Genomic DNA, 13,268 nt, shown 5'->3' with positions numbered 1-13,268 from the left:
GGGACGCAGGCACTGACTGTCTTTTGTCCCGGAATGGTGGGCTATGAAATTACAGCAATTACGCTATATCGTCGAAGTCGTAAACCACAACCTTAATGTTTCTTCAACTGCAGAAGGGTTATATACCTCTCAGCCGGGTATCAGTAAGCAGGTACGTATGCTGGAGGATGAGTTAGGTGTTCAAATCTTTTCACGGAGTGGTAAACACCTGACTCAAATAACCCCGGCCGGGGATGAGATTATCCGAATTGCCCGCGAAGTGTTGTCGAAAGTGGATGCGATTAAATCTGTGGCCGGAGAACATACCTGGCCTGATCAGGGGTCGTTATACGTTGCCACCACACATACGCAGGCCAGATATGCTCTTCCGCCAGTGATCAAAGGCTTTATTCAGCGTTATCCGCGGGTGTCTCTGCATATGCACCAGGGCTCTCCGACGCAGATCGCGGAAGCCGTATCAAAAGGTAACGCTGACTTCGCTATCGCGACCGAAGCATTACACTTATACGATGACCTGGTGATGCTGCCTTGCTATCACTGGAATCGTTCAATAGTGGTTCCGCCGGACCATCCTCTGGCCGAAAAATCACATGTGACTATCCATGATTTGGCTGAATATCCGCTGGTGACCTATACCTTTGGTTTTACCGGCCGTTCCGCGTTGGACTCAGCATTTAATCAGGCCGGACTGACACCGCAAATTGTGTTTACTGCCACGGATGCTGACGTGATCAAAACCTATGTACGTCTGGGACTGGGTATTGGTGTTATCGCCAGTATGGCGGTTGATCCGGTTTCTGATCCTGACCTGGTGAAAATAGATGTATCAGATATTTTCAGCTACAGCACCACCAAGATAGGCTTCCGCAGCAGCAGTTTCCTCCGTACTTATATGTATGATTTCATTCAGCGTTTTGCACCTCATCTGACGCGTGATGTGGTTGATACGGCCATTGCTTTGCGCTCAAACGAAGATATTGAAGCCATGTTTAAAGATATTCGTTTGCCGGTGAAGTGAGAACCGAAGGACAGGAAAGTATTTCTGTGTTTTCTTAACCAATAGAAATATCAGTGTGTGCTATAAATTGCCGGTTATGGATGACCAGCAATTGACTCAGCTGTTGGCCGGTCATCATTCGGTCAGGGGTATTCTGGTCATTTACAGGGAGGGCTGTATGTCACTTACTTCATTATTTCATTCATTGTGCCGTTGTTATATACAGTCACTGGAAGCGCTGCCCGCGTCGCGTTTTCGTCGCCGGGTATGGCTGACGGTACTTGCTGGCTGTAGTCTATTCTGGCTAATTAGCGGCCTGTTAATTTTCCGGCTATTTTGCAGATAGTGTCGGCGCGATAAAATAGCAGAGTCGTCCTGAGTATGTTTAGGCGCGGGGGAAATTAACTCCGGATGATGAGTAATAAAGGGGTATTGCGGTCATGTTGCGATATAAAATCATCCGGACCCCATAAAAACAGGCGAACAAATATTATTTCAGTAAAGTATTCCCTGTGCCGGAAAAATAAAAGCCGGAATATCCGGCTTTCTGACTGACAATATTGCAGAATCAGTCGTCATTATGCTGCAGTAAATGTCCCATCTTAAGGGCTTTGGTATCCAGATAGCCGGTATTTTTCGGGTTCCTGCCGACTTCGAGGGGCACTCGTTCGCTAATATTAATTCCTGCTTCCGTCAGTACCCGGACCTTCGCCGGGTTATTGGTCAGCAGACGCACGGCATCTACCTCGAGTAATTTAAACATATCGGCACACAGGGTAAAATCACGTTCATCGGCAGCAAAACCTAATTTGAGGTTAGCTTCTACGGTATCGTAACCTTTATCCTGCAAAGAATAAGCACGGATTTTGTTCAGTAACCCGATATTACGGCCTTCCTGACGATGATACAGCAGGACGCCGCGTCCTTCGGTTGCAATGGCGTTTAATGCCGACTCCAGCTGGAATCCGCAATCACAGCGTAAACTAAACAAAGCGTCACCGGTCAGACACTCTGAGTGTACCCGCGCCAGGACAGGTGCCGGGCCGGAAATATCGCCAAAAACCAGGGCTGCGTGGTCTTTTCCGGTGCTAATTTCTTCAAAACCCACCATCAGGAAATCGCCCCATGGTGTGGGCAGTGTGGCTTGTGCCACCCGCTTAAGTTGCATGAAATACTCCGCTGTTGAAACCTGTTATTTTCAGTATTCTGAACCTGAGAGTTGAATATGTTATTGTGCCATAATCATTATCCCTGTGTGCAATACTCTGCTGCTCAGGATGAAATAAAGCACAATCAGAGCAATAACGAAGGTTAACTTATTTCGTCAGGCACAGAAAATAATAATTATCGATTTAGCCGCGGAGAAAACACATATACGATGTTAAAACTGCTGAAACTGACAGCCAGCGGCATGCTGATTTTACTGGTACTGCCATCGGCATTATGGGTTTCTGGCTGGCACTGGCAACCCGGGGCAGGCCGCGGCCTGCTGGCCGTATTGTTTGCAGCAACCGAAACCGTGACCCGTCCGTGGGGAATACTGACCACACTGATACTGGCCGCTGTGTTACTCTGGCAGCTGCGGCCTTATCAGTCAGGGGTAAAATCCCCGTTGCTGACGCTGCTATGGGTGGTGGCGGTAGTCTGGGGCGGGCAGGGCATCAATGCGCTGATAAAAAACCAGGTCAGAGAAGCCCGGCCTTATGTTGCATGGCTGTACCCTTCGTCACCGTCAGAGATTGCCGGTTTTTACCGGTTATCGCCTGAGCAACGCAGCAGGCAGGTATACAGCGCAACCGCAGGCGATGCACTGCTGCCTGGCTGGCTTAAACAGCACTGGGCATTTGAAACAGGCTATTCTTTTCCTTCAGGCCACAGCATGTTTGCCGCCTGCTGGGCGTTACTGAACCTGGTTCTGTTATGGCCCCGTCGCCACTATAAAACGGTTATTGCCACCTTTATATGGGCACTTCTGGTAATCTGGAGTCGTATGGCTCTCGGAATGCACTGGCCATGGGATGTTATCATGTCAGTGGTGAATGCCGGGGGCATAGTTATTCTGGTGTCTGTGCCCGCGTATCTGCTGCTTTCCGCCAGTGGCCGTGATATGGAATAATGTGCTGAAGCAAAAAGCCATATTGTAAATATATTCTGCATCCCCATAATATAATGATGCAGGTGTACCGGAATGTCAGCCGTCCGCGGCCGGAGTCAGCGGATAGTACGGCTTACGGAAACAACGATAACAGGATACATTGTGAAATATTTAGTGATTTTTTTAGTCGTGCTGGTCATTTTTATTATCTCGATTACGCTGGGTGCCAAAAATGATCAGATCGTGACCTTTAATTACCTGCTAGCCCGCGGCGATTTCCGAGTATCTTCCTTACTGGCCACCCTGTTTGGTGCCGGCTTTATCCTTGGCTGGGTTATCTGCGGGCTCTTCTGGCTGCGGGTCCGGTTGTCCCTGTCCCGTGCTCAGCGCAAGATCAAACGTCTTGAAGCGCAATATGTCACACCCTCGTCTGCGGTAACGACAGCGAACGGTAAAGCTGTGGTGAAGGAATAATTCGTCATGCTTGAACTGCTGTTTCTGTTATTGCCTGTTGCGGCGGCATATGGCTGGTATATGGGCCGCCACAGTGCGCAACAAGACAAAAAACAGGAAGCGAACCGTCTGTCGCGGGACTACGTTGCCGGGGTTAACTTTTTACTGTCTAACCAGCAGGATAAAGCTGTTGACCTGTTCCTTGATATGCTTAAAGAAGACAGCGGGACTATTGAAGCGCATCTGACCCTCGGGAATTTATTCCGCTCACGGGGCGAGGTAGACCGCGCTATTCGTATTCACCAGTCGCTGATGGAAAGTACGTCCCTCGACTATGATCAGCGTTTGCTGGCCATTCAGCAACTGGGGCGGGATTATCTGGCTGCCGGTTTGTATGACCGGGCAGAAGATATGTTTAGCCAGCTCACTGATGAAACAGATTTTCGCGAAGGGGCGTTACAGCAATTATTACTGATCTATCAGCAGACCAGCGACTGGACACAGGCTATCGAGACGGCCGAACGTCTGGTGAAACTGGGTAAAACTAAACATAAAATGGAAATCGCCCATTTCTACTGTGAGCTGGCGTTACAGGCCATGAGCAGCGATGATCTTGATAAAGCGATGGGACTACTGCGTAAAGGTGAATCGGCTGATAAAAACTGTGCCCGGGTATCCATTATGCAGGGCCGTATTTTTATCGAACAGGGTGAGGAACAGAAAGCGGTACAGTCACTGCAGCGGGTGCTGCAACAGGACTCCGAATTTGTCAGCGAAATACTGGTATTGCTGGAAGGCTGTTATCAGCGGCTTGAGGCCCCCCGGTTATGGGTTGAGTTTCTGCAGCAATGTGTTGCCGCAGAAACCGGGAATGCAGCCGAATTATATCTGGCAGATATTATTGATAACGATGAAGGATCCGCTGCTGCCCAGTTATTTCTGATGAAGCAACTGGAGCATCATCCGACCACCCGTGGCTTCCACCGGCTGATTAATTATTATCTGCAGGATGCGGAAGATGGCAGAGCCAAACAGAGCCTGGTGATACTGAGGGACATGGTGGGTGAGCAAATCCGTATTAAGCCGCGCTATCGCTGCCAGAAATGCGGCTTTACCGCCCATGCTATCTACTGGCACTGCCCGTCCTGCAGAAGCTGGGCTTCAGTAAAACCAATCCGCGGCCTCGACGGTCAGTAAAAGTACGGGGCCGCGGGCCCTGTATTTTTAAGTCCCACTTTAGTTACAACATACTATATAAAAGCGACTCGTCGTGGGCCTGCCAGCGTGCAAAACAGGTGACATCGCAGGTCAGGCAGGTAGAATAAGCGCCGTTTGTCCGTATAGCCCGCAAGCCAGATTTTAAAGGAACCCTGCAATGACTGAATCATCGCCATCTTCTGTTACTTCACCGGTACTGGTCGCCCTTGATTTTGACGATACCCGTCGCGCGCTGTCGTTGGTTGACCTTATTGACCCGAAAAGCTGCCGGCTGAAAGTAGGGAAAGAGATGTTTACCCGGTTCGGCCCTGAATGGGTGAAAACATTACAGTCTCGTGGTTTTGACGTATTTCTGGACCTCAAATTCCATGACATTCCGAATACCGTCGCCCATGCGGTTGCCGCTGCTGCTGATCTTGGTGTCTGGATGGTGAACGTCCATGCCAGTGGCGGGGTACGGATGATGAATGCTGCCCGCGAAGCACTGGAGCCGATGGGGAAAGATGCGCCGTTACTGATAGCTGTTACCGTACTGACCAGCATGGAGGCCAGTGACTTAGCCGATATCGGTATTCAGCGTACTCCGGCGGAACACGCATTACATCTGGCTGCTCTGACCAGGGATTGCGGACTGGACGGCGTCGTTTGTTCAGCCCATGAAGCGGTAACTTTTAAGCAGCAACTGGGAAATGATTTTTTACTGGTAACCCCGGGCATACGGCCTGCCGGTAGTGCAGCACAGGATCAGCGCCGGATCATGACTCCGCCGCAGGCACGTCTGGCAGGTGTTGATTATATGGTGATCGGTCGCCCGGTCACTCAGGCTGCCGACCCGGCTGCGGCACTCTCCGCTATCCTCAATTCATTACAGGTATCCTGATGACTAAAGACACGCTGGTATACTCGACCGAAACCGGAAGAATAACGCCTGAACCTCAGCAAGTCGTCAGGCCAAAGGGCGATGGTACGGTGCGGATTATGCGTCAGACCAGTGGCCGTAAAGGTAAAGGGGTCTGCATTATTAGCGGACTGGATCTGGCTGATCAGCAACTGTCAGTGCTGGCGGCAGAACTGAAAAAAAAGTGTGGCTGCGGCGGTGCAGTGAAAGAGGGTGAAATAGAAATTCAGGGTGATAAACGTGATCTGCTCAAATCCCTGCTGGAAGCGAAAGGCTATAAAGTGAAACTGGCGGGCGGCTGAGACACATTACGGTAAGAAAAGGGCCATTCAGGCCCTTTTCTCTGTAACAGAACTAATGTACCTGACGCCCGATCACACCGCCGACGGCGGCACCACCTAGGGTACCCAGCGTACTCCCTCCGGTCAGAATATTGGCACCAATAGCGCCGACACCGGCACCCAGTGCGGTATTCCTGTCGCGTTTTGACCAGCCAGAGCAGCCAGCCAGGCTGCACAGTACCAGTGTCGCTATCAGGGCAGAGGTAATGCTTTTTTTTGTGATTATCACAGTCAACTCCTGTATTAATCCCCGCAGAACGGCAGATAAGACGACTGAAATTTATGAGTATTCACCTGTCTCCGGGTGACATATAGATAACGCCGGTTATGTCGCAGTTGTCAGCTGCATTTATAACGGATGCTATTTTATGCTTAACAGGCATCCGCGGAAGGGTGAATATTCCGAATCAGCATTCGTATTTTTCTTAATTCAGCGGCGCAGCGGACGGCAGGATCAACGGCAAGCAAGAGGCGGGGGAAGAGCAGTGCGTACCGGGTGATCCGGTACGCACCAGACATCAGACTGCCGGACGGGCAACGACGTTACGATTTTCCATGCGAACTTCGGCAATGGTTACGTCGATAAGGTCGGTTACACGATAACGGACTTCGCCTTTAATCTGAGCGGTCCCGTTTTCCTGACTGCAGACTAATTCATCACGCACACTATGAATGAACGGGGCAGGGATAAAGGCAACCGCACCAATATCTGTCAGCCGGACACGCATACCGCCGCGGGAGATATCAATAATCTCTGCAGCAAATTTCTGCTCAGTCCCTGCATAAGGTGCCAGATAACGGGCATACAGCCAGTCACCGACATCACGCTCAGCCATACGGTTAAGGCGGCGACGCTCACCCATAATGGTGGTTAACTCTGCAGCAGGTAGTTTTACCTGTTGCTGTTCGCCAAGGATAATGGCTTTCAGCAGACGATGGTTGACCATATCACCATATTTACGGATCGGTGAAGTCCAGGTAGCATAAGACTCCAGTCCTAATCCGAAATGTGGTGCGGGCTGGGTACTGATTTCTGCAAAAGACTGGAAGCGACGAATACGGGTATCCAGATATTGCGTTGGCTGGTTATCCAGCTCGCGGCGCATCTTTTTAAACCCTTCCAGCGTCGCGATCTCTTTAGGGTCTGCGCTAATACCATGACCCGCCAGCACACCGGCAACCTGCTCAGCATTGGCCTCATCCAAACCGGCATGGACGTTGTAGATACCGTAGCCCAGTGAATCAGCCAGAACTTTCGCCGCACAGATGTTGGCGGTAATCATTGCTTCTTCGATCATCCGGTTAGCTATCCGGCGTGGTTCGGCAATAATATCCAGTACTTCGCCTTTTTCACCCAGCATAAAACGATAATCAGGACGGTCTTTAAACACCAGCGCATGGGTTTTACGCCATTCAATGCGGGCCAGACAGAAACGATGCAATAGCGTAATCTGCTGTGCCACCGCTTCACTGGCAGGCTGCCATTCACCGGTATTTTCCAGCCAGTCGGAAACATTGTCATAAGCCAGTTTAGCTTTGGACTCAATCCATGCCGCGAAGAAGTGAATATTGTCGTCCGGCGTACCCTCTGCATCAATGGTGATATGACAGGCAAGTACTGGCCGGCGGGCTCCCGGACGCAGAGAGCAGACATCGTCTGATAACTGGCGGGGCAGCATCGGAATATTGAAACCGGGCAAATAATTGGTGAAGGCCCGCAGAGACGCCAGTTTATCCAGTTCACTGCCTTCCGGCACGTAAGCGGTAGGATCTGCAATCGCGACGGTAAGGCGCAGCCGTCCGTCGGCCAGCTGTTCGCAGAACAGTGCATCATCCATATCTTCGGTACTGGCACTGTCAATGGTGATAAATTCGAGCGCAGTCAGATCTTCACGCACTAATTTTTCATCCAGCATCTCACCAAAAGCAGTTTCCGGGGCAGACCGCTCGAGGTTGTGACGTGACAGTGTCACCCACCACGGTGCCAGGTGGTCATCACCAAAGGTAATAAATTCGGTCAGTTCCGCATAGAAACTGCGGTCACCTTTCAGCGGGTGCCGGCGCATTTCGGCGACAGCCCAGTCACCGGCCTGAAAATTGTGTTCCAGGTTACGGGCCGGACGGCACTGGATCGCATCTTTCAGTAACGGATGGTCCGGGATAATTGACAGCCGGTCATCTTTTTTCTGAATACGACCGACAAATCGTGACAGGAAGGGCTCAACCAGCGTTTCAGGTTCAGCACTCTCTTTACCATTACTGGTATGGATCACCGCAACCACACGGTCACCGTGCATGACTTTCTTCATCTGCGGTGGCGGAATAAAGTAGCTCTTCTGGGCATCGACTTCCAGAAAGCCAAAACCTTTATCGGTACCTTTTACCACCCCTTCAGCCCGGGGGGTCTGGGCATGAAGTGTTTCTTTGAGCTGCGACAGCAGCGGATTATCCTGGAACATAGTTTTTTAGTTTCGTGGCCTAACAGCGGCTGACAGTTTTACGCGAATCATGCCACCCGGGCAAGAGCCAAACGGTGAAAGATAAAAAAAGCCGGGGATGTTTCCGGCTTTTTACACAAAATGGCTCAGGCAATTCTCAGTGACGGTGGTTCTGTGGTCAGTGAAATTTTTACCGGTACTGACTTAGAGGTGGGAGTTCCGCTATCATCACCAAAACTTGATAAGGGCACCAGCGGGTTAGTTTCCGGATAATAAGCCGCCAGATTGCCGCGGGGGATATTATAAGGAACCAGCACAAACCCCTGTACCTGACGGGTGATACCATCATTCCACAGGGTTTCAATATCGACTTGCTGACCTTCGGCCAGACCCTGTTCATCCATATCCTGCGGGTTGATAAAGACAACTTTCCGCTGACCATACACACCGCGGTAACGGTCATCCAGACCATAGATAGTAGTATTGTACTGGTCATGGGAACGCAGAGTCTGTAAGACAAACGGGGCTTCTCCCATCGATAATTGCGGAAATAATCCGTCAGGCAGACGTGAGGCATTGAACTCCGCTTTACCCGACGGAGTGGCAAATTCAAGGCGTGCCGCAGCATTCCCCAGATAGAATCCGCCGGGCGTATCACATTTTCGGTTAAAATCACCGAATCCGGGGATGGTCGCCGCAATATGCTCACGGATCTGGCGGTAATCATCCGCCATCGCCAGCCAGTTGACACCATCACTGCCCAGTACAGCATCGGCGATACCGGCCACAATCGCGGTTTCAGAACGCTGGGTATCCGCCAGCGGAATACCGACACCTTCTGATGCATGTACCATACTGAAAGAGTCTTCGACGGTAATAAATTGCGGACCACTGCCGCGGATATCCCTTTCGGTACGTCCAAGGGTGGGTAATATCAGGCTGTTCCGGAAACCGGGAACCAGATGTGTCCGGTTCAGTTTAGTACTGATATGTACCGTCAGACCACAACGCTGAATAGCTTCTTCAGTACGTGGCGAATCCGGAGCGGCGGCGGCAAGGTTACCGCCCAGGGTCACCAGCACCCGCACTTCGTCACGCAACATAGCTTCTATGGCTTCTACCGTATTATGTCCGGCCTGCCGTGGTGGCTCGAATTTAAAATGGCTGCCTAATGCATCCAGAAAAGCACGGCCAGGTTTTTCATCAATCCCCATCGTCCGGTTGCCCTGTACGTTACTGTGACCACGTACAGGGCACAATCCTGCCCCTTTTTTACCTAACTGACCGAATAACAGTTGCAGGTTGACTATCTCACGGACAGTATCCACCGAGTGTTTGTGCTGCGTAATTCCCATCGCCCAGCTACAAATAACCCGTGATGAGTTTTGGTAAATAGCCGCAGCCTGACGGATCTCAGGCTCTGACAGACCGGACTGGCTGATGATTTTCTGCCAGTCTGTTGCATCGACCGCGGCCAGATAGGCTTCGGCTCCGACAGTATGTTCGGCAATAAATTGTGTATCGAAAATACCCTGTCCGGTTGAAGCCAGCTGCTGACGATGCTGTTCGAGTAAAGCTTTTACCATCCCGCGCACGGCAGCCATATCTCCGCCCAGCTTTGGCTGATAGTAGGAAGAACTGATGTTACCTGCCATCGGTGTCACGACTTCCAGCGGGTTCTGCGGGTCAGCGAAGCGTTCCAGCCCGCGCTCACGTAATGTATTAAAAGTAACGATTTTTGCACCGTGGTCTGCTGCATGGCGCAGACTGTGCAACATTCGCGGGTGATTGGTTCCCGGATTCTGACCAAAAACAAAGATCGCATCAGCGCTGTCAAAATCATCAAGACGGATAGTTCCTTTTCCTACGCCAATACTGCGTTTAAGTCCGGTACCGCTGGCTTCATGACACATATTCGAACAGTCAGGGAAATTATTGGTACCCAGCATCCGGCCAAATAACTGGTACAGCCAGGAGGCCTCGTTACTGGCGCGTCCAGAGGTATAGAGTTCAATCTGGTCAGGGTTATCCATCTGCCGGATATGTTTTGCGATCAATGCAAAAGCATCTTCCCAGCTTACGGGTTCATAGTGATCGGTCTCGGGGTTATAAGACAGGGGGTGTGTCAGGCGGCCCTGGTATTCCAGAAAGTAATCACTTTCTGCATACAAACGGCTGACAGAATGGGCCGCAAAAAAATCATTATCCACTTTGCGGCGTGTTGCTTCCCAGGTGACGGCCTTGGCACCATTTTCGCAAAAGCTGAAAGTGCTTTTGTTATCGTCCCCCCAGGCACAGCCCGGACAATCGAAGCCACGGGCCTTATTCATGCGCAGCAGGTTACGCATATTTTTCAATACAGCTTTACTTTCAAATACATAACGGGTGGTCGCTTCCAGAGAGCCCCAGCCACCGGCGGCCGCGCGATACGGTTTGATCTGACGTTTAAATTTCATAGTGAGCGACTTATGTGATCTGAATGTTATTTACAAGTATTTATTATATGAACGAAATTGTCCTGTTTGGTGTGTTGTATGTCTAATTGATTACAACAAACGAGCAATAGATAAAATTTATCGCAGGATAATGTCTTGCATCCGTGGCGGAAGCGCGGGATCCTGATAAACATATTCATCAAATTAATGATTTATCACTATCTGCGGTGAAACAGTGGCTCTGCTGCCGCCATGTCACGCCGGGAGAACGCGGGGACTATGGACTTAAAGCAACTGGTTTATTTATGTAATCTCGAACGCGAAAAGCATTTTGGCCGTGCTGCAGAAGCCAGTTTTGTCAGTCAGCCGACGCTGTCTCTGCGTCTGAAAAGCCTTGAAACGGAATTAGGTGTCTCACTGATTAACCGTACCAATAGTTTTTCCGGGTTTACCCCTGAAGGCGAACGGGTACTCAGCTGGGCACGCGAGATCGTTTCGGTTTATCAGGGACTGAAACTTGAAGTGGATGCAATGAAACACGGCATACAGGGAACGCTGCGGATTGGTGTGGTTCCCCAATGCAGTCTGTCGCTGACAGGGATTCTGCAGACGGTTTCACAACGTTATCCGGAAATTAATTACCGGATAGAAGTACTAAGTGCAGACCAGCTGCTCGAAGCGATTAACAGTCATACGGTCGATGTCGCATTTGGTTTTTTTGAAATGAGCACTTTGCGTGAATTGCATTTTCAGAATGCATTCTTCTCTGATCAGGGCGTCGTTGCTCTCTATTGCCGGAAAACGTTTCCCTTACCGGACCAGAAAAAATCACTGACGCTGGCCGAAGTGTCCGAATATCCGCTGTGTCTGGCAGCCGGTACCCGTTATTTTCGCCGCTATCTGGATAACTGTTTTCGTCAGGCAGCCGTGACGGTCAGGGTGATTATTGAAAGCCCGTCAGTATTACAGTTGCTGGAAAGTGCTCACCAGGGGATGGGGATGCTGCTGGCCCCGCGGGGAAATATACTGCCGGCGATGCAGGGGGAGCTCGGACAGATCGGGCTGGAAATACCGGCAATGACCCGTCAGGGGGCGATGATCATTGCCGGTGCTGGCAGGGCAACCCCCTTAACTCAGCATTTTTTTGATGAAGCCCGTCAGTCAGTCACGCTGTTTCACAACCATTACGCCAGCAGCATCAGGGACTGATCCCATCCGCGGGCGGAGACGCGGAACAGCAGTTGTAACAGTGCTGCCATCGTCCAGCCCTGCCTGAGTAAGTTCTCCGCGTTACTGGTGTCGTAGTGTACCGGTATCTGTATCAGCTGGTGGATGAATCGGCGTATTGCCGGATTGCCCGGCGGCTGTTCGCCCATAGCCGCGGTTATTTCTGCCTGTATCTGACGATCGATCCGGTGACACCCGGGGGATGACAGCGGGCTAACCTGAGTGTCGCGTAAAGTTAACCATGCTTCTGCTGCCAGCGGGGCATGGGCGATGATACCGGCCGGGAGCTGCGACTGGCCGAGTGCGGCAACCTGCCGCAATACGTTCAGATGAACCGGGCCGATGGAATGTAAACCGATAAAGGGTAATTTCTCACTGACAGAGTCCGTCCGCCAGCCGGGAAAGACCGGGGCCGCGGCCGCCATAAAAGCAGCAGACAGCCTGATACCTGTCAGTGCGATAATCCCGGCCATCATTCGTGATTGCCAGCGAATAAAGCCGCAAATCTGATGCAGGGTCAGGATATCTGCCGCGGTCAGTCCTGTGCCCAGCAATCGGGTCAGTGACGGGGGAACAGCTGTCGCCGGTGCACATGCCAGTTGCCGGGCATATTGGGTAATGTCAGTCAGCCGGTGATTATTCTGTCGGGTACCGGGAGGTCCGGGCAAGGGAGCAAGATGACGGGCATAAAAATCACATAACGGGTTGATATCACTCAGCTGTGCTATTGTCAGCGCAATATTAAAACGATCATACAGGCTGAGAGAACAGTGTTGTTCCGGACAGGGACCCTCCGGAAACAGGCGGCTGTAGACTGCAGCACTCTGGCGACTGACAGGGTCCAGTAACCGGCGCAAGCCGGCGGGCAGGGCCGGATGCTGCATCAGTCCGGCAAATAAATCCGCCTGCTGCCACAGAGAATCACCGCAGCTACCGGCAGGTACCGTCTGCGGTGCTGACGTTGCCTGTGATTCACTTAATAGGGTGTAGTGACTATGACTATGCCGCAATTCCATAGTAATTCCTTCTGTTTTCAGACAGAACCCATGTAACAGGGGGCCTGTAAACCGTCTCACGGATATAGTGGCTTAGCAGAGATGCAGACAGAAGGATTGTTAGGGACTAACTAATAACAGGCAGGTATATAAATGAAAATGCAGGGGGAA

12 protein-coding genes are annotated in these 13,268 nt (G+C 51.2%); 7 read left to right on the top strand and 5 right to left on the bottom strand.

Annotation, left to right across the window (positions count from 1 at the left end; translation table 11 throughout):
* Window positions 1–43: 43 nt before the first annotated feature.
* Entirely contained in the window at window positions 44–1,018 is a 975-nt protein-coding gene (gene cysB, locus JK216_RS00870) for an HTH-type transcriptional regulator CysB (RefSeq protein WP_212707838.1), read from the top strand.
* A gap of 547 nt (window positions 1,019–1,565) precedes the next feature.
* Here the strand turns inward: cysB and ribA are convergent.
* A complete protein-coding gene (ribA, locus tag JK216_RS00860; RefSeq protein WP_212707836.1) occupies window positions 1,566–2,165 on the bottom strand; it encodes a GTP cyclohydrolase II in 600 nt (199 codons plus the stop codon).
* A 210-nt stretch (window positions 2,166–2,375) separates the two neighbouring features.
* Between ribA and JK216_RS00855 the strand changes: the two genes are divergently transcribed.
* The 5 genes from JK216_RS00855 (at window position 2,376) to yciH (ending at window position 5,963) form a co-directional block, all read left to right on the top strand.
* Window positions 2,376–3,113: a phosphatase PAP2 family protein gene (locus JK216_RS00855; RefSeq protein WP_212707835.1), complete on the top strand. Its 738-nt coding sequence runs from the start codon at window positions 2,376–2,378 to the stop codon at window positions 3,111–3,113.
* 141 nt (window positions 3,114–3,254) lie between these two features.
* The gene (locus JK216_RS00850) at window positions 3,255–3,566 is read left to right on the top strand and encodes a LapA family protein (protein ID WP_212707834.1); all 312 of its coding nucleotides are present in this window, start codon (window positions 3,255–3,257) and stop codon (window positions 3,564–3,566) included.
* 6 nt (window positions 3,567–3,572) lie between these two features.
* Window positions 3,573–4,742 carry a lipopolysaccharide assembly protein LapB gene (gene lapB / locus JK216_RS00845; protein WP_212711670.1) on the top strand — a complete coding sequence of 390 codons (1,170 nt, stop codon included), beginning with the start codon at window positions 3,573–3,575 and terminating at the stop codon, window positions 4,740–4,742.
* A 178-nt stretch (window positions 4,743–4,920) separates the two neighbouring features.
* Entirely contained in the window at window positions 4,921–5,643 is a 723-nt protein-coding gene (gene pyrF / locus JK216_RS00840; RefSeq protein WP_212707832.1) for an orotidine-5'-phosphate decarboxylase, read from the top strand.
* Window positions 5,643–5,963: a stress response translation initiation inhibitor YciH gene (yciH, locus tag JK216_RS00835; protein ID WP_212707831.1), complete on the top strand. Its 321-nt coding sequence runs from the start codon at window positions 5,643–5,645 to the stop codon at window positions 5,961–5,963. The genes pyrF and yciH overlap by 1 nt, the downstream gene beginning before the upstream one ends.
* Window positions 5,964–6,015: 52 nt before the next feature.
* Here yciH and osmB read toward each other — a convergent pair whose 3' ends face one another.
* The 3 genes from osmB to JK216_RS00820 all read right to left on the bottom strand — a co-directional run bounded on the left by osmB (window position 6,016) and on the right by JK216_RS00820 (window position 10,896).
* A complete protein-coding gene (osmB, locus tag JK216_RS00830; RefSeq protein ID WP_212707830.1) occupies window positions 6,016–6,231 on the bottom strand; it encodes an osmotically-inducible lipoprotein OsmB in 216 nt (71 codons plus the stop codon).
* A gap of 289 nt (window positions 6,232–6,520) precedes the next feature.
* The gene (locus JK216_RS00825) at window positions 6,521–8,461 is read right to left on the bottom strand and encodes an exoribonuclease II (RefSeq protein ID WP_212711671.1); all 1,941 of its coding nucleotides are present in this window, start codon (window positions 8,459–8,461) and stop codon (window positions 6,521–6,523) included.
* 125 nt (window positions 8,462–8,586) lie between these two features.
* Window positions 8,587–10,896, bottom strand: a complete 2,310-nt coding sequence (locus JK216_RS00820) for an FdhF/YdeP family oxidoreductase (protein ID WP_212711672.1) — start codon at window positions 10,894–10,896, stop codon at window positions 8,587–8,589.
* A 258-nt stretch (window positions 10,897–11,154) separates the two neighbouring features.
* On the opposite strand from JK216_RS00820, the gene JK216_RS00815 reads away from it, so the two are divergent.
* Entirely contained in the window at window positions 11,155–12,084 is a 930-nt protein-coding gene (locus JK216_RS00815) for a LysR family transcriptional regulator (protein ID WP_212707827.1), read from the top strand.
* Here the strand turns inward: JK216_RS00815 and JK216_RS00810 are convergent.
* Complete coding sequence (locus JK216_RS00810) at window positions 12,060–13,118, bottom strand: hypothetical protein (RefSeq protein ID WP_212711673.1); 1,059 nt, start codon at window positions 13,116–13,118, stop codon at window positions 12,060–12,062. The two genes, JK216_RS00815 and JK216_RS00810, sit on opposite strands and share 25 nt — an antisense overlap.
* Window positions 13,119–13,268 lie beyond the last annotated feature (150 nt).

Origin of the sequence: Tatumella sp. JGM94 (assembly GCF_018257595.1) — a bacterium.
Classification (GTDB): domain Bacteria; phylum Pseudomonadota; class Gammaproteobacteria; order Enterobacterales; family Enterobacteriaceae; genus Tatumella; species Tatumella punctata.
This window is presented reverse-complemented; position numbering and strand designations above follow the sequence as displayed.

Coding starts and splice junctions, on each gene's coding strand:
- JK216_RS00820 (WP_212711672.1), bottom strand. CDS start 10,896: ATGAAATTTAAACGTCAGATCAAACCGTATCGCGCGGCCGCCGGTGGC.
- ribA (WP_212707836.1), bottom strand. CDS start 2,165: ATGCAACTTAAGCGGGTGGCACAAGCCACACTGCCCACACCATGGGGC.
- cysB (WP_212707838.1), top strand. CDS start 44: ATGAAATTACAGCAATTACGCTATATCGTCGAAGTCGTAAACCACAAC.
- yciH (WP_212707831.1), top strand. CDS start 5,643: ATGACTAAAGACACGCTGGTATACTCGACCGAAACCGGAAGAATAACG.
- JK216_RS00815 (WP_212707827.1), top strand. CDS start 11,155: ATGGACTTAAAGCAACTGGTTTATTTATGTAATCTCGAACGCGAAAAG.
- pyrF (WP_212707832.1), top strand. CDS start 4,921: ATGACTGAATCATCGCCATCTTCTGTTACTTCACCGGTACTGGTCGCC.
- JK216_RS00825 (WP_212711671.1), bottom strand. CDS start 8,461: ATGTTCCAGGATAATCCGCTGCTGTCGCAGCTCAAAGAAACACTTCAT.
- JK216_RS00855 (WP_212707835.1), top strand. CDS start 2,376: ATGTTAAAACTGCTGAAACTGACAGCCAGCGGCATGCTGATTTTACTG.
- lapB (WP_212711670.1), top strand. CDS start 3,573: ATGCTTGAACTGCTGTTTCTGTTATTGCCTGTTGCGGCGGCATATGGC.
- JK216_RS00810 (WP_212711673.1), bottom strand. CDS start 13,118: ATGGAATTGCGGCATAGTCATAGTCACTACACCCTATTAAGTGAATCA.